The sequence below is a fragment of the Streptomyces oceani genome, from assembly GCF_001751245.1.
Lineage (GTDB): Bacteria > Actinomycetota > Actinomycetes > Streptomycetales > Streptomycetaceae > Streptomyces > Streptomyces oceani.
The window spans coordinates 119,328-133,609 of sequence record NZ_LJGU01000132.1 but is presented as its reverse complement, the minus strand read 5'-3'; the positions used below and the strand labels follow the sequence as shown (position 1 = coordinate 133,609).

General features: G+C 71.6%; 12 protein-coding genes and 2 pseudogenes. 9 read left to right on the top strand and 5 right to left on the bottom strand.

Features of this window, described 5'->3' with window-relative positions:
• A pseudogene (locus tag AN216_RS27300) lies at positions 1 to 230 on the top strand (cell division protein DivIVA); the annotation flags it as partial.
• 180 nt (positions 231 to 410) lie between these two features.
• Here the strand turns inward: AN216_RS27300 and AN216_RS17635 are convergent.
• Positions 411 to 1,154: a GntR family transcriptional regulator gene (locus tag AN216_RS17635; protein WP_070197637.1), complete on the bottom strand. Its 744-nt coding sequence runs from the start codon at positions 1,152 to 1,154 to the stop codon at positions 411 to 413.
• Positions 1,155 to 1,235: 81 nt separating this feature from the next.
• On the opposite strand from AN216_RS17635, the gene AN216_RS17630 reads away from it, so the two are divergent.
• Genes AN216_RS17630 through AN216_RS17620 form a run of 3 tightly spaced genes read left to right on the top strand, consistent with a single transcriptional unit; the run spans position 1,236 to position 3,668 of the window.
• A complete protein-coding gene (locus AN216_RS17630; protein ID WP_070197636.1) occupies positions 1,236 to 1,997 on the top strand; it encodes a LamB/YcsF family protein in 762 nt (253 codons plus the stop codon).
• Between the two features lie 40 nt (positions 1,998 to 2,037).
• Complete coding sequence (locus AN216_RS17625) at positions 2,038 to 2,772, top strand: 5-oxoprolinase subunit B family protein (RefSeq protein WP_070197635.1); 735 nt, start codon at positions 2,038 to 2,040, stop codon at positions 2,770 to 2,772.
• Positions 2,769 to 3,668, top strand: a complete 900-nt coding sequence (locus AN216_RS17620; protein ID WP_244502517.1) for a 5-oxoprolinase subunit C family protein — start codon at positions 2,769 to 2,771, stop codon at positions 3,666 to 3,668. The genes AN216_RS17625 and AN216_RS17620 overlap by 4 nt, the downstream gene beginning before the upstream one ends.
• A 59-nt stretch (positions 3,669 to 3,727) precedes the next feature.
• On the opposite strand, the gene ileS is transcribed toward AN216_RS17620, so the two are convergent.
• Positions 3,728 to 6,883: an isoleucine--tRNA ligase gene (gene ileS / locus AN216_RS17615; protein WP_070197634.1), complete on the bottom strand. Its 3,156-nt coding sequence runs from the start codon at positions 6,881 to 6,883 to the stop codon at positions 3,728 to 3,730.
• 479 nt (positions 6,884 to 7,362) lie between these two features.
• Between ileS and AN216_RS17610 the strand changes: the two genes are divergently transcribed.
• Positions 7,363 to 8,334 (top strand): TraR/DksA family transcriptional regulator, encoded by a 972-nt coding sequence (locus AN216_RS17610; protein ID WP_070197633.1) that lies wholly within the window; start codon positions 7,363 to 7,365, stop codon positions 8,332 to 8,334.
• A 34-nt stretch (positions 8,335 to 8,368) separates the two neighbouring features.
• Positions 8,369 to 8,977, top strand: coding sequence for a signal peptidase II (gene lspA / locus AN216_RS17605; RefSeq protein ID WP_070197668.1), 609 nt, complete (start codon positions 8,369 to 8,371; stop codon positions 8,975 to 8,977).
• Between the two features lie 52 nt (positions 8,978 to 9,029).
• Here lspA and AN216_RS17600 read toward each other — a convergent pair whose 3' ends face one another.
• Positions 9,030 to 10,265, bottom strand: coding sequence for a metallopeptidase domain-containing protein (locus AN216_RS17600; protein WP_070197632.1), 1,236 nt, complete (start codon positions 10,263 to 10,265; stop codon positions 9,030 to 9,032).
• Positions 10,266 to 10,481: 216 nt separating this feature from the next.
• Here AN216_RS17600 and AN216_RS17595 point away from each other — a divergent pair, with 216 nt between their 5' ends.
• On the top strand, positions 10,482 to 11,420 hold the full coding sequence (locus AN216_RS17595) for an RluA family pseudouridine synthase (protein ID WP_070197631.1): 939 nt from the start codon (positions 10,482 to 10,484) through the stop codon (positions 11,418 to 11,420).
• A 2-nt stretch (positions 11,421 to 11,422) separates the two neighbouring features.
• Positions 11,423 to 11,578 carry a hypothetical protein gene (locus tag AN216_RS29330; RefSeq protein WP_170843156.1) on the top strand — a complete coding sequence of 52 codons (156 nt, stop codon included), beginning with the start codon at positions 11,423 to 11,425 and terminating at the stop codon, positions 11,576 to 11,578.
• A gap of 98 nt (positions 11,579 to 11,676) precedes the next feature.
• On the opposite strand, the gene AN216_RS17590 is transcribed toward AN216_RS29330, so the two are convergent.
• The gene (locus AN216_RS17590) at positions 11,677 to 12,780 is read right to left on the bottom strand and encodes a mechanosensitive ion channel family protein (protein ID WP_070197630.1); all 1,104 of its coding nucleotides are present in this window, start codon (positions 12,778 to 12,780) and stop codon (positions 11,677 to 11,679) included.
• Positions 12,781 to 12,878: 98 nt separating this feature from the next.
• Between AN216_RS17590 and AN216_RS17585 the strand changes: the two genes are divergently transcribed.
• Positions 12,879 to 13,451 (top strand): dienelactone hydrolase family protein, encoded by a 573-nt coding sequence (locus tag AN216_RS17585; protein ID WP_070197667.1) that lies wholly within the window; start codon positions 12,879 to 12,881, stop codon positions 13,449 to 13,451.
• Between the two features lie 126 nt (positions 13,452 to 13,577).
• Here AN216_RS17585 and AN216_RS29325 read toward each other — a convergent pair.
• Positions 13,578 to 14,282 (bottom strand): annotated as a pseudogene (locus AN216_RS29325) (hypothetical protein); the annotation flags it as partial.

The following is a 14,282-nucleotide window of genomic DNA, read 5'->3' as shown; positions in this document are numbered from 1 at the left end:
TGGCCGTACAGCCCGCCGGTGCCAACGGCGGGCCCGGCGTCGGTCCGCAGGGTGGTCCCGGCGGCCCGCAGCAGGGTGGTGGCCAGACCTACGGCGGCCAGCAGCAGATGTCCCCGGCGATGACCCAGCCGATGGCTCCGGTGCGTCCGCAGGGCGGCGGTCCGCAGCAGCCGGTGCAGCAGGCGCCGTCGCCGATGCGTGGCTTCCTGATCGACGAGGACGACAACTGACCGGTTGACGCACCGAGCGGTACGGCGAACGGCCGGCCGGAGACCCGCTCTCCGGCCGGCCGTTCGGCTGTGCCAACCTGCTTCGGCGTCCTGCTCGGGTCTCCCCGGTGCTCGGGTGGTGCGGATCGGGTGCGGCTGCGATCAGTGGCCCGCCGCCGGGCACTTCCGGCTCGACGCCGGTCAGGGCGTGGCGTGCGCCGGCTGCTTCGGATAGGCGTCCACCAACTGCTGTCGGGAATCGTCCAGATAGTCGCTCAGCAGCCGTGCGGCGGTCTCCCCGGCGCCGGCTTCCAATGTACGCAGAATGTCCTGGTTGCGCGGCAGGTACGGTTCGTGGAACTGCCGTGGCTCGTCCATGACGTGAAAAGCCAGCCGCAGTTCGGCCAGCACGCCCCGCATCATGTCGTCCCCGCGCGGGCTGGCGGCCAGCCCGGCGAGGGCCTGGTGGAAGTGGATGTTCGCGGTGCCGAGTCTCTGCCAGTCGTGTGCCTGAGCGGCTCGTTCCGCGGCGGTCACCGCCGCCCGTACGTCGGTCAGTTGGTACGGTCCCGCGCCCAGGTCGCGTAGGGCCGCGCACTCGACCAACCGTCGCACCTGGTATATGTCCTGGATATCGGAAACGTCCAGGACACGCACGAAGGTCCCCCGGTTCAGGCGGTGTATCAGCAGCCGTTCGTGCGTGAGCAGTCGGAAGGACTCCCGCAGCGTGTTGCGGGAAACCCCGAGAGCCCGTCCGATGCGTTCCTCCGAGAGGCGTACGCCGGGCCGGAGGAGCCCCTGGGCGACGTGCTCGCGCAGGACCGCCGCCGCCCGCTCGGCGGTGTCGTGCGCCCCGATCGTGCGCCCCGGTCGGACCTCGTCGGCGACGAGCTCAGCACCGATTTCGGCCGGGACGGGGTCGGTTTCGGTGGCGTCGGCGGGCATGCCGCACAGTCAAGCCCAGAATCCACGCCGGGACAACACGCCTCTTGCTCAATCGTTGAACAATCGTCTACGTTGCCGGGGATGAACGGGACCATCGACCTCAACGCCGACCTCGGTGAGGGCTTCGGCCGCTGGCAGCTCACCGACGACGAGGCGCTTCTGGCCTCCGTCACCAGCGCCAACGTCGCCTGCGGTTTCCACGCCGGCGACCCTCTCACCATGCGGCGGGTCTGCGCGTCCGCCGTCTCACACGGCGTACGGATCGGGGCCCAGGTCTCCTACCGTGACCTGGCCGGCTTCGGCCGCCGCGCGATGGACGTGCCGGCACCGGAGTTGGCCGCCGAGGTGGCGTACCAGATCGGTGCCCTCGAACTGTTCGCCCGCGCCGCCGGCACGTCCGTGGCGTACGTCAAGCCGCACGGCGCGCTCTATCACCGCACCGTCACGGACGAGGCACAGGCGACCGCCGTCGTTTCCGGGGCGCGGCTGGCCGGGGACAGGCTGCCGGTGCTGGGCCTGCCCGGATCGGCGCTGCACGCCGCCGCCGAGGCCGCGGGACTGCCCACGGTGCTGGAGGCGTTCGCCGATCGGGGCTACCAGCCGGACGGCAACCTCGTGCCCCGCGGCGAGCCCGGTGCCGTCCTCACGGACCCCGAACAGGTGCTGCGGCGTGCCGTGTCGCTGGCCGAGGACGGGGAGGTGACCGCGACCGACGGCACCCGGCTGCGGCTGGGCGCTCGTTCGCTGTGTCTGCACGGGGACACGCCCGGCGCGGCAGAGCTGGTCCACGCGGTCCGGCAGGGCCTGGCGGACGCCGGCGTCACGGTACGGGCCTTCGCGTGACCGAGACGACCGAGGCGGCGGGCGTGACGGGCGTGACGGCGTGACCGGTCCGTCCGCGGTGCCCCCGGTCACCGTCCTGCCCGTGGGCGGACACGGCCTGCTGGTCGAACTCCCCACCGCCGAGGCCGCGGAGGCCCTGCACGCGGAACTGCTGCGCCGGCGCCGCACCGGCACGCTGCCACCCGTACGCGAGATCGTCCCCGGCGCCCGCACGGTGCTCCTGGAGGGACTGGCCGAACCTCGCCGGCTCGCCGAGGAACTCCCGCACTGGCGGGTGCCGCCGCTGTCCCGCACCGGCGGGACGGCCGTCCGTATCCCCGTGCGGTACGACGGGCCGGACCTGGCGGAGGTCGCGGCGCTGTGGGGCCTGAGCGAGCAGGAGGTCGGCGCTGTGCACGCGAGCGCGGAGTACCGAGTGGCCTTCTGCGGTTTCGCGCCCGGCTTCGGCTATCTGACCGTGCTGGGAGCGGGGTACGAGGTGCCGCGTCGCGCCAGTCCGCGCACCCGGGTCCCGGCGGGTGCGGTCGGATTGGCCGGCGCGTACACCGGAATCTACCCGCGCTCCTCCCCGGGCGGCTGGCAACTCATCGGCACGGCGGTGGACACGGTGCTCTGGGACCCGGAACGCACGCCCGCCGCCCTGCTGGAGCCGGGCACCCGAGTCCGGTTCGAGCCGGTGGACTCGGCCGGCACCCCGATCGGTGACAGCGCCGACCCGGACATCCCCGACCCGGACATCCCCGACACGCCCTCAGGTTCCCGGGAGCCGCGGTGACTCCGGCGGGCGTACCAGCGGACGCACCGGTGGGCGCGCTGGAGGTCGTACGCGCCGGCGCGCTCAGCACCGTGCAGGACCTGGGGCGTCCGGGGCACGCGCACCTGGGCGTCCCGCGCTCCGGGGCGTTGGACCAACCGGCGCACGGGCTGGCGAACCGCTTGCTGGGCAATCCGGAGGGCGCCGCCACCCTGGAGACCACGCTCACCGGTTGTGCCGTACGCAGCCACCTCCCGACCGTCGCCGTCGTCACCGGTGCCCCCTGCCCGGTGACCCTGGACGGCCGGCCGGCGCCCTGGGGCGAGCCGCTGCGACTGCCGGCGGGAAGCGTACTGGAGGCGGGTGCGGCGACGTACGGACTACGGACCTACGTCGGCTTCGCGGGCGGCGTCGACACCGCGCCGGTGCTGGGCAGCCGGGCCACCGACCTGCTCTCCGGGCTCGGGCCCGCGCCGCTGCGGGACGGCGACCGGCTGTCCTTCGGCACCCGACGCAGACGGGATCCGCTCGCCACCTCACCGATACCGTCCCCCTGCCCGGCGCCCCCACGTGAGTTGGTGCTGCCGGTGGTCCCGGGTCCGCGTGCCGACTGGTTCACCCCGGCCGGGTGGCGCACCCTGCGGACCGGCGACTACCGGGTCTCACCCGCCGGCAACCGCGTCGGTCTTCGGCTGGAGGGGCCGACCCTGGAGCGTGCCTACGACGGCGAGTTGCCCAGTGAGGGTATGGCGCTCGGTGCCGTGCAGGTGCCGCCGGCCGGGCTCCCGGTGGTCTTCCTCGCCGACCACCCCGTGACCGGCGGCTACCCGGTCATCGGAGTCGTACCGGAGGAGGCGCTGCCCGCCGCGGCGCAGGCGGTACCGGGGACGCCGGTGCGTTTCGTGCCCGCCGACTGACCGGCCCGCCGAGCGGGGGCGGTTCCGGCGCCCGTGGGCACCGGGACCGCCCCGTGGTCTCATCCCACCTTGCGCAGCCGGAAGCTCAGCCCGCCCAGTGCCTCGTCCCGCACCGGCTCGCCGAAACCATCCGGACCGTCCTCGCCGTCGCCCTCGGCGAAGTCCGTGGCCAACACCTCCTCCGCGATCAGCTCGGCGTGGTCGCTGAGCGCACGTACGACGTCGGGGTCCTCCGCCGTCCAACGCAGCGCGATACGGTCGGCGACGTCCAACCCCGAGTTCTTCCGGGCGTCCTGCACAAGCCGGATGACGTCCCGGGCGAGTCCCGCCCGGCGCAGATCCGGGGTGATCTCCAGGTCCAGGGCCACCGTGGCGCCCGAGTCCGAGGCCACCGACCAGCCCTCCCGGGGCGTCTCGGTGATGATGACCTCCTCCGGCACCAGGACGACCCGTTCCCCGGCGACCTGCACCGAGGCACTGCCGGCACGCAGTGCCTCGGACAGCTCGGCGGCGTCCGCCTCGGCGATCGCCGTCGCCACCGCCTGCGTGTCCTTGCCGAAACGCTGCCCCAGAGCACGGAAGTTGCCCTTCGCGCTGGTGTCCACCAGCGAGCCGCCGACTTCGGAGAGCGAGTCCAGCTGGCTGACGTTCAGCTCCTCGGTGATCTGCCGCCGCAGGTCGGGGGAGAGCGTCGCGAAACCCTGCGCGGCGACCAGCGCTCGGGACAGCGGCTGCCGGGTCTTCACCCCGGACTCCGCGCGGGTCGCCCGCCCCAGCTCCACCAGCCGGCGTACGAGCAGCATGTCCCCGGAGAGCTCCGGCTCGACCGCGTCCAGGTCCGCCTCGGGCCAGGTCGCCAGGTGCACCGACGCGGGTGCCTCGGTGGTCACCGGGACTACCAGGTCCTGCCAGACCCGCTCGGTGATGAACGGGGCGATGGGCGCCATCAGCCTGGTGATCGTCTCCACCGTGTCGTGCAGCGTACGCAGCGCGCCCGGGTCGCCCTGCCAGAAGCGGCGGCGGGAGCGGCGGACGTACCAGTTCGACAGGTCGTCCACGAAGGTGGACAGCAGCTTGCCGGCGCGCTGTGTGTCGTAGTTCTCCATGGCGGCGGTGACCAGGTCGGTCAACGCGTGCAGTTCGCTGAGCAGCCAGCGGTCCAGCAGCGGGCGCTGCTCCGGCGCGGGGTCCGTGGCACTCGGCGCCCAGCCGGTGGTGCGAGCGTACAACGCCTGGAAGGCGACCGTGTTCCAGTAGGTCAGCAGCGTCTTGCGCACCACCTCCTGGATGGTGCCGTGGCCCACCCGGCGCGAGGCCCACGGGGAGCCGCCCGCCGCCATGAACCAGCGCACCGCGTCCGCTCCGTGTCGGTCCATCAGCGGCACCGGCTCCAGGATGTTGCCCAGGTGCTTGGACATCTTCCGGCCGTCCTCGGCGAGGATGTGGCCGAGGCAGACGACGTTCTCGTAGCTGGACCGGTCGAAGACGAGCGTGCCGACCGCCATCAGCGTGTAGAACCAGCCGCGGGTCTGGTCGATGGCCTCGCAGATGAACTGCGCCGGGTACCGCTTCTCGAACAGCTCCCGGTTCCGGTACGGGTAGCCCCACTGCGCGAACGGCATCGACCCGGAGTCGTACCACGCGTCGATCACCTCGGGCACCCGCGTCGCCGTACCGTCACACCGCGGGCAGGCGAAGGTGACCGCGTCGATGTACGGCCGATGCGGGTCAAGCCCGGACTGGTCCGTGCCGGTCAGCTCGCTCAGCTCGGCCAGCGAGCCCACGCAGGTCAGGTGGTCCTCGGCGCAGCGCCAGATCGGCAGCGGGGTGCCCCAGTAGCGGTTGCGGGACAGCGCCCAGTCGATGTTGTTGTCCAGCCAGTCGCCGTACCGGCCGTGCTTGACCGAGTCCGGATACCAGTTGGTGCGCTCGTTCTCCCGCAGCAGCGCGTCCTTGACCTGGGTGGTGCGGATGTACCAGGACGGCTGCGCGTAGTAGAGCAGCGCGGTGTGGCAGCGCCAGCAGTGCGGGTAGCTGTGCTCGTACGGGGTGTGCCGCAGCAGCAGCCCGCGTGCCTCCAGATCGGCGACCAGCGTCTCGTCGGCCTTCTTGAAGAACTGACCGCCCACCAGAGCCAGGTCCTCCTCGAAGGTGCCGTCCGTGCGCACCGGGTTCACCACGGGAAGGCCGTACCCGCGACAGGTCCGCAGGTCGTCCTCACCGAAGGCGGGCGCTTGGTGGACCAGACCCGTGCCGTCCTCCGTGGTGACGTAGTCGGCGTTCACGACGACGTTCGCGCCCTCCAGCTCCACCAGCCGGAACGGCCGCTCGTAGGACCAGAGTTCCATCTCGGCACCGGTGAACGACTGGCCGGTGGTCGTCCAGCCCTCGCCGAGCGCCTTCTCCAGCAGCGGCTCGGCGACCACCAGCCGCTCCTGGCCGTCGGTGGCGACGACGTACGTCACCTCGGGGTGGGCGGCCACCGCGGTGTTGGAGACGAGCGTCCACGGCGTCGTCGTCCAGGCCAGGAGCGCGGCCTCGCCGGCCAGCGGTCCGGAGGTCAGGGGCATCCGTACGAAGACGGAGGGGTCGACCACCGTCTCGTAGCCCTGTGCCAGCTCGTGGTCGGACAATCCGGTCCCGCAGCGCGGGCACCACGGCGCCACCCGGTGGTCCTCGACCAGCAGCCCCTTGCCGTGGATCTCCTTGAGCGACCACCAGACGGACTCGATGTACTCCGGGTCCATGGTGCGGTAAGCGTCGTCCAGGTCGACCCAGTAGCCCATCCGGTCGGTCAGCTGGGCGAAGGCGTCGGTGTGCCGGGTCACGGACTCACGGCAGCGGGCGTTGAACTCGGCGATGCCGAAGTTCTCGATGTCCTGCTTGCCGTTGAAACCCAGCTCCTTCTCCACCGCCAGTTCGACGGGCAGCCCGTGGCAGTCCCAGCCGGCCTTACGGGCCACGTGGTAGCCCCGCATGGTGCGGAAGCGGGGGAAGACGTCCTTGAAGACACGCGCCTCGATGTGGTGCGCGCCGGGCATGCCGTTCGCTGTGGGCGGACCTTCGTAGAACACCCATTCCGGACGTCCCTCGGACTGCTCGAGGGTGCGGGCGAAGACCTTGTGCTCCCGCCAGAAGTCGAGCACGGCGTGCTCGAGCGCGGGCAGATCGACCTGGGCGGGGACGGGGTGGTACTGCTGCGGATGCGGACTCATCGGGTTGTCTCTCTCCGGCGGACAGGGCTGCTTCCGGCGGAGGGACGAGAGCGCCCGCCTGTGTGACGGCCGACCCGCGGTACCACCCTCCTTGGCAGCGGATTCCGCCACCCCCTCATTGAGGCCGCGCTGCCGGTTCTACTCACTCCGGGGAGCTTTCCTCCGGCGGCTCCGGGGTGATCTTCACGTCGCGCTCGCCCCCGGGCTCACACCGTCCCCGGGTCGCTCTGGGCCGCGTACGGACGCTACTCGTCCCCATCCACGCCTGTCGCTGCGCCCAGTGTACGGGCCGACGTCGGATGTCAGGAACGGTTTTCGAAGGCCGGGGTGGGGCACAACGCTTCGCAGGGGTGGCGGTACGCGTCCGGCGAGCCGAGCCACGGCTGGGCGGCGTGCCCCGTTGCCGCGGGCGCGAAGTCGATTTATCGTTCCGGTCACGATTCGCGAGCAAGATCACAATATCTGAAGGGGCCGCGGTCATGGAGGCCAGAAGGACCGCCGCGAAGAGGACGGCAGCCGCGCGGCAGGCCGCTCCAGGGCAGGAGGAGGCCGCGCGCGGACAGTCGGACGCCGTCGAGGAGGAGTCGGCGGAGGCCCCGGCAAGCGAGAAGGACAAGCCCGACGGGAAGGCTGCGAGCAGGACGCGGAAGACGACCGGCGGCACTCCTACCGAGAAGGCCGCCGCGAGGAAGACGACGGCGAAGAAAGCCGCCGCGAAGAAGGCCACCGCGAAGAAGACGACAGCGAAGAAGACGACAGCGAAGAAGGCTCCTGCCAAGAAGACGACGGGGAAGAAGACGGCGACGAAGAAGACCGCGAGGAAGGCACCGGCCGAGGAGACAGCGGCCGGGGGGAGCACGACGAAGAAGGCCACCGCCAAGAAGGCCGCGGCCAGCAGGACCACGGCGAAGCAGACGCCCGCCGGGAAGACGAGCGGTTCCGGGAAATCCGCCGCGAAGAAGACGGGAGCCCAGACGGTGGCTGCGAAGAAGACTCCGGCGGCGAAGACGACAGCGGTACCCACCGCCCGTACGGCCCAGACGACCCCGGCGGAGCCGGGCGATCTCGCGGTGCGGCCCGGCGAGGACCCGTGGACCGAGGAGGAGGTGGCCGACGCGCGGACCGAGTTGCAGAGCGAGGCGGTACGCCTGCACGCCGAGATCGCCTCTTCCGAGCAGGCCCTCACCGGCCTGATGCGGGACTCCGGTGACGGCGCGGGGGACGACGACGCCGACACCGGCACCAAGAACATCACCCGCGAGCACGAGATGGCTCTGGCGGCTAACGCCCGCGAGATGGTGTACCAGACGGAGCGCGCTCTCGAACGGCTCGAGGCGGGCACGTACGGTCTCTGCGAAAACTGCGGCAACGCGATCGGGAAGGCCCGCATGCAGGCGTTCCCGCGGGCCACGCTGTGTGTGGACTGCAAACAAAAGCAGGAACGCCGCTGAACCCGGCGTTACCCATGTGTCGTACCCTCAACTCGTGACAGAGGCGGAGCGGGCCATCGGGACCCCGGACGATCAGGCGGACGAGACAGCCGGTGACCAGGCCGAGCAGCTGTCGGACACGGCGGACACGGCGGACAGGGCGGACTCCGAAGGTCGGGGTCGCCGGCGGATTCCGGTGCTGGTCGGCGTCGCCCTGTTCGCGTTCGTGCTCGACCTGGTGACGAAGCTGATCGTGGTGAGTCAGCTCGAGCACCGGGACGCGATCGAAGTGATCGGCACCGTCCTCCAGTTCAAGGTCGTACGCAACCGGGGCGCGGCCTTCGGCATCGGTGAGGCACTGACCGTCGTGCTCACGCTGATCGCGGTGGTCGTCGTGCTGGTGATCATCCGGCTGGCCCGCAAGCTCTACAGCACGCCGTGGGCCGTCGCGCTGGGACTGCTGCTCGGGGGCGCCTGCGGCAACCTCGTGGACCGGATCTTCCGGTCCCCGGGCGTCTTCCAGGGCGCGGTGGTCGACTTCATCGCCCCGCAACACTTCGCGGTGTTCAACCTCGCGGACTCGGCCATCGTGTGCGGCGGCGTCCTGATCGTGGTGCTGTCCTTCCGTGGCCTCGACCCGGACGGCACGGTGCACCGGGACTGAGAGCCTGAGCCGCTGACCAGGGTTCACCACGGCGCTCGCGGGCGCGTACGCCTCAGGAACCGCTGACCCGCACGGTGTACTCGTCCGTTCCGGATTCGCCCCGGGAACGCTTCGTCACGGTGAGCCGCGTGCCGTCCGCGAGGGTGTGGCTCTCGCCCGCCTGGAGGGGGGCGTCGCCCAACTCGGCGAGCTGCGCCGGAGTGCGGTCCGCGCAGGACGGGCCGCCGTCACTGTGCGGCTCGGTGTCCACCACCCGCACCGGGCCGTGGCCGGAGGGTACGCCCGAGTCGACGGTGTAGAGCAGCACCCCCTCGGCGCATATCGAGCGGTCCAGCCCCACGCGGGTCCGGGCCTCCGCGACGATGGCCGTGCGCGGGCTGGTTCGCAGCACTGCGATGTTCGCGCCGTCCGGTGCGCCGATGGGCGTCAACCGCTGGGTGAGCGTGCCGTCGTACGCGTGCGGGAGGCAGCGCACCTGACCGTCCGAGAGCCAGCCCAGTTTCCACTTGTGCCAGCCCAGCAGGTCGGATATGCCAGCCATGCTCATGGGGTCCCAGCCACCCGTGAACTCCACCGAGGCGCCGTCCCGGACGTTGTAGAGGTCCGGCAGGCCGTAGATGTGCTGCGCCTCGTGCACGAAGTTGCCGCGCTGCCATGTCGCGGAGTCGCTGTGGTGGCCGAAGACGAGCGCGGCGCCGCGCAGCGGGTGCCCACCGGCCCGGAGGTCGTCGAAGACGTTCGCCTGGGACACGGTCGGTTGGGCCGGTACGTTGTCGTCCGCGACGACGTAGACGAAGTCCGAGTCGGCGAAGTCGGTGCCGCGCGCGTGCGCCGCGTCCAGCGCGTCCTGTACGTACGTCCGCATCGCCGCCGGTCCGATGCCCCGGCGGATGTCGTACGACGCCCAGGAGCGGGGCATACGTATCCAGTCCTCGGTGGCCTCGAAGTCGAGTGCGTACTGTCCGTACGACGCCTGGGAGAGGTACTCCCGACCGTAGTCGGCGAAGAAGGAGGCGCGCTCGCCGGCCGGGCCCCCGGCGGGCAGGTCCGGGAAGTCCACCATGATCATCGTCGCCTTGCCGCGCCCTTCCGGGCGGACGTACCGCTGCCCGGTGGGGCCCTCGTCCAGGCCCGGGCCCGCCCGCAGCGCGCAGCTGTCGGAGTAGTCCACCCCGGTGGCCGCCGCGTCCGGCAGCAGCGCCAGGCCCAGCGCGGCCAGGGTGGTGGCGGTGCCGACCGCGAGGGTACGGAGACCGGGTATCCGGCAGGGCACGGCAGGCGCGGGCATACGGGCTCCCTCGACGAGGTGGTGGCGGACCGTGGTCACACGCTCACGTCGGCCGGCCTCGGGCGCATGCGGGGGATGCCGCACGGGTGAGTCCCCATCTGCCGGGTCGGAGCGGACCCGGATCGCACGCGGAGCCGCGGCCCGGGCGCGTACCGCTGGCGCGGGGGAGCGCGGGGACGGCGGACCGCGCTCGGGTGGTCCGGCATACTCGATCAGGTGAGCACGCTTCCCGAAGTTCGAACCCTGCACGTACCGGACGGCCTGGAGGGCGAGCGCGTCGACGCCGCCTTGGCCCGGCTGTTCGGCTTCTCCCGTACGAAGTCGGCCGAGCTGGCCGGGGAAGGAAAGGTCCGGCTGGACGGGGCGGCGGCCGGCAAGTCGGACCGGGTGCGCGGCGGCGCCTGGATAGAGGTGGAGATGCCCGCGCCGCCGGCGCCGGTCCAGGTGGTGGCGGAACCCGTCGAGGGCATGGAGATCGTGCACGACGACCCGGACCTCGTCGTGATCGTCAAACCGGTCGGGGTCGCCGCGCACCCCAGCCCGGGCTGGAGCGGGACCACGGTCATCGGCGGCCTGGCCGCCGCCGGATACACCATCACCACCTCGGGCGCGGCCGAACGGCAGGGCATCGTGCACCGGCTGGACGTCGGCACCTCCGGGCTGATGGTCGTCGCCAAGTCCGAGCGTGCCTACACCCTGCTGAAGCGGCAGTTCCGGGAGCGTACGGTCGACAAGCGCTACCACGCGCTCGTACAGGGCCACCCGGACCCGCTGAGCGGCACCATCGACGCGCCCGTCGGGCGGCATCCGCAGCATGACTACAAGTGGGCGGTCACGGCCGAGGGCAAGCCCTCAGTGACGCACTACGACCTGGTCGAGGCGTTCCGGGCGGCCAGCCTGCTGGACATCAAGCTGGAGACCGGGCGTACGCACCAGATCCGGGTGCACATGTCCGCGCACCGGCATCCCTGCGTGGGGGACCTCACCTATGGGGCGGACCCGACACTCGCCAGGCGACTGGGGTTGGCGCGGCAGTGGCTGCACGCGGTGCGGCTCGGCTTCGAACACCCGGCTGACGGCAGCTGGGTGGAGTACACCAGTGAGTATCCGGACGACCTGCGACAGGCACTGGACGCCGTGCGCGAGAGCTCCTGAGCGTGGACCGACTGGGGTCGCTGTTCACCCTGTTGGTGGCGGCGGTGGTGCTGGTCCCGCCGGCACGGCGGCTGGGGCCGCCCTCCCCGGTGCTGATGACGCTGTTCGGCGGGGTGCTGGCCGTGTTGCCGATGGTGAAGATGGCGCGATGGTGCTGATGGCGCGATGGTGCCGGACATACGGGTGCCGTCGGACCTCACCTGCCACTCGTGCCGCCGCCCCCGCTGTACACGGCGGCGCAGGGTACCAGCGGTCGTCAGCCCGCGCTGCTCACGTCCTTGCTGTTCACGTCCCTATCCTGGGACTCCGCCGGTCGCCGGGCCGGTGGGATCGCGGCCGGTGCGGTGGTCACCCGCGGTAGCGCGTACGGGTGTTCCCGCTGCAACCAGGTGATCAACTCCTCGCGGACCGCGCACTGGAGGGTCCACCAGTCATCGGTGTTCTTCGCCGACATCGCGGCGCGCACCTCGATGGTGGTCGGCGTGCTGTCCGTGACGACCAGGTTCCAGCTGCGGCGGTCCCAGTCCTCGCGGTCCTGTAGGACGGTGTGCAGCTGGTCCCGCAGGGCCTGGAGCGGAGCGGAGTGGTCCAGGTGGAGATACACGGTGCCGGTGATCTGTGGGCCGCCCCGGGACCAGTTCTCGTACGCCTTGCTGTTGAAGTACGACACCGGCATCGTCAGTCGGCGGTCGTCCCAGATGCGTACGGTCAGGAAGGCCAGGGTGATCTCCTCGACCGTGCCCCACTCGCCCTCCACCACCACGGTGTCCCCGATACGTACGGAGGAGCCGAAGGCGACCTGGAGGCCGGCGAAGAGATTGCCCAGCATGGACTGGGCGGCGACACCGGCGACGATCCCGAACACCCCGGCGGAGGCGAGCAACGACGCGCCCAGCGCCCGCATGCTCGGGAAGAGCAGCAGGATGGCCACGGCCGCGGCGATGGTCGCCAGCACGAAGGTGATGACCCGTTGGACCATGGTCAGCTGGGTGCGGAACCGGCGTACCCGGGCCGGGTCCGTGGTGGTCGCGGCGAACCGGGCCAGCGAGGTCTCCGCTATCGCGGTGGCGATCCGTACCGCCAGCCACACCAGCGCGCCGACGGTGATCAGCGCGAGGATGTTCTTGACCAGCCGGTCGTTGGACGTGTCGATTCCCGTCCAGGTGTACGAACCCTGCAGCGCGGCGGACATCAGGACCACCTGCAGCGGCACCTGGCAGTTCCGTAGCTCTCCCCAGAGCGGCGTTTCCGGGTGCCTCCGGTCCGCGGTGTTCAACACCCGATCGATCAGCCAACCCACCGCCAGGGTGAGCGCCAGTGTGCCGCAGATCACCAAGAGTGGTCGCACGACCTGCTCCATGACCCCTCCAGCCTTTCTGCCTGTGAACAGTCGCCGGAAACGCTAGCTGGCAGGATGGGTGGGGACGAAATCCCGACCCTGTGGGAAGAGACACCATCGTGGCCCATGTCCTGTTGTTCCACTCCGCCTACGGGCTGCGGCCCGCCGTGAGTACCGCGGCCGAGCGTCTCCGCTCGGCGGGCCACACCGTGCACGTGCCGGACCTCTATGACGGGCGTACGACCGAGACCGTCGAGGAGGGCATGCGGCTGAAGGACGAGATCGGCCAGGACGAGCTGCTGACCCGCGCCGTCCGGGCGGCCGCGCCGCACTCCGACCAGGGACTCGTGTACGCGGGGCTGTCGCTGGGCGGCGCCCTCGCGCAGAACCTCGCGCTGGGTGACACGAAGGCGCGCGGGCTGCTGCTGTTGCACGGCACCTCGGATCTCGCGGACGACGCCTCGGCGCCCGACCTGCCCGTGCAGTTGCATGTCGCCGACCCGGACCCGTTCGAGCCGCACGACTGGCTGAACGCCTGGTATCTGCGTATGCAGCGGGCCGGCGCCGACACCGAGGTGTACCGCTACCCCGGCGCCGGACACCTCTACACGGACCCGGAGTTGTCCGACCACGACGCGCCCGCGGCCGAGCAGACCTGGCGCACCGCGCTGGGATTCCTGGAGACGGTCTGACCGGCCCGCGATCACCGAAGCCCCGGCCCCGGTGGTGGTACGTACGGCTGCCGCGGGCCGCGCCGGCCCGTGCCGCGGCCCGCGCCCGTACGTCTCGTCCGTACGTCTCGTCCGTGCGCCGGTCGGTCAGTCCGGACGCGTGCAGCGCCCCGTGCCCTCGCCCTGCTCCGCCGAGCAGAGGTAGACACGATCGGCCCGTTCGTCGCTGAGGTAGCGGCCTACGCACTCGTTGGCCGAGGGGCGTCCCTGACCGGCACACCAGTCCGCGGTGGCCTGGCCGCTCGCGAACGAGTCCGTGCCGGCGGCGTCCGGACCCGGACGGTAGAACACCCAGTAGCCGGGACGCAGCGAGGCGAACTCGTCGCTGTCCAGCCACCGCGCCCCGGACACCTCCGAGCGCAGGGCGGCTCCGTACCGCCGTCGCTCGTCGGTGCCCTGCGCCTTCGGTACGGAGCCGAGCTGCGCGATCCACGTGTCCGCGTGCTCCGCGCCCCGCTCGGCCGGTGGCGTTTCGGCGGTCGGACGGGAGTCGCCGGAGGACTCCTCCCCGCTCGGCGGGGGGTCGGTGGCCGAGGACTCCCCGCTCGGTGACTCCTTCCCGTCCGAGGACTTCCCGGCCCGCGGCGAATCGGTGACCGTCTCGCCGGTCTTCCCGGCACGCTCGGAACCGTTCCCGTCGCTGCCGAGCAGGACGTAACCGATCGTGCCCAGCAGGGCCGCCACCAGCACCGACGCGCCCACGACCAGATAGCTCGGGACGCGGCGTGCCGCGGGCGTGGGGCGGGTGCCGGCGTCCGGGCCGACGGCCGACTCCGGCGGGCCACCGGCGAG

Coding starts and splice junctions, on each gene's coding strand:
- AN216_RS17610 (WP_070197633.1), top strand. CDS start 7,363: ATGGAGGCCAGAAGGACCGCCGCGAAGAGGACGGCAGCCGCGCGGCAG.
- ileS (WP_070197634.1), bottom strand. CDS start 6,883: ATGAGTCCGCATCCGCAGCAGTACCACCCCGTCCCCGCCCAGGTCGAT.
- AN216_RS17635 (WP_070197637.1), bottom strand. CDS start 1,154: ATGCCCGCCGACGCCACCGAAACCGACCCCGTCCCGGCCGAAATCGGT.
- AN216_RS17630 (WP_070197636.1), top strand. CDS start 1,236: ATGAACGGGACCATCGACCTCAACGCCGACCTCGGTGAGGGCTTCGGC.
- AN216_RS17590 (WP_070197630.1), bottom strand. CDS start 12,780: ATGGAGCAGGTCGTGCGACCACTCTTGGTGATCTGCGGCACACTGGCG.
- AN216_RS17600 (WP_070197632.1), bottom strand. CDS start 10,265: ATGCCCGCGCCTGCCGTGCCCTGCCGGATACCCGGTCTCCGTACCCTC.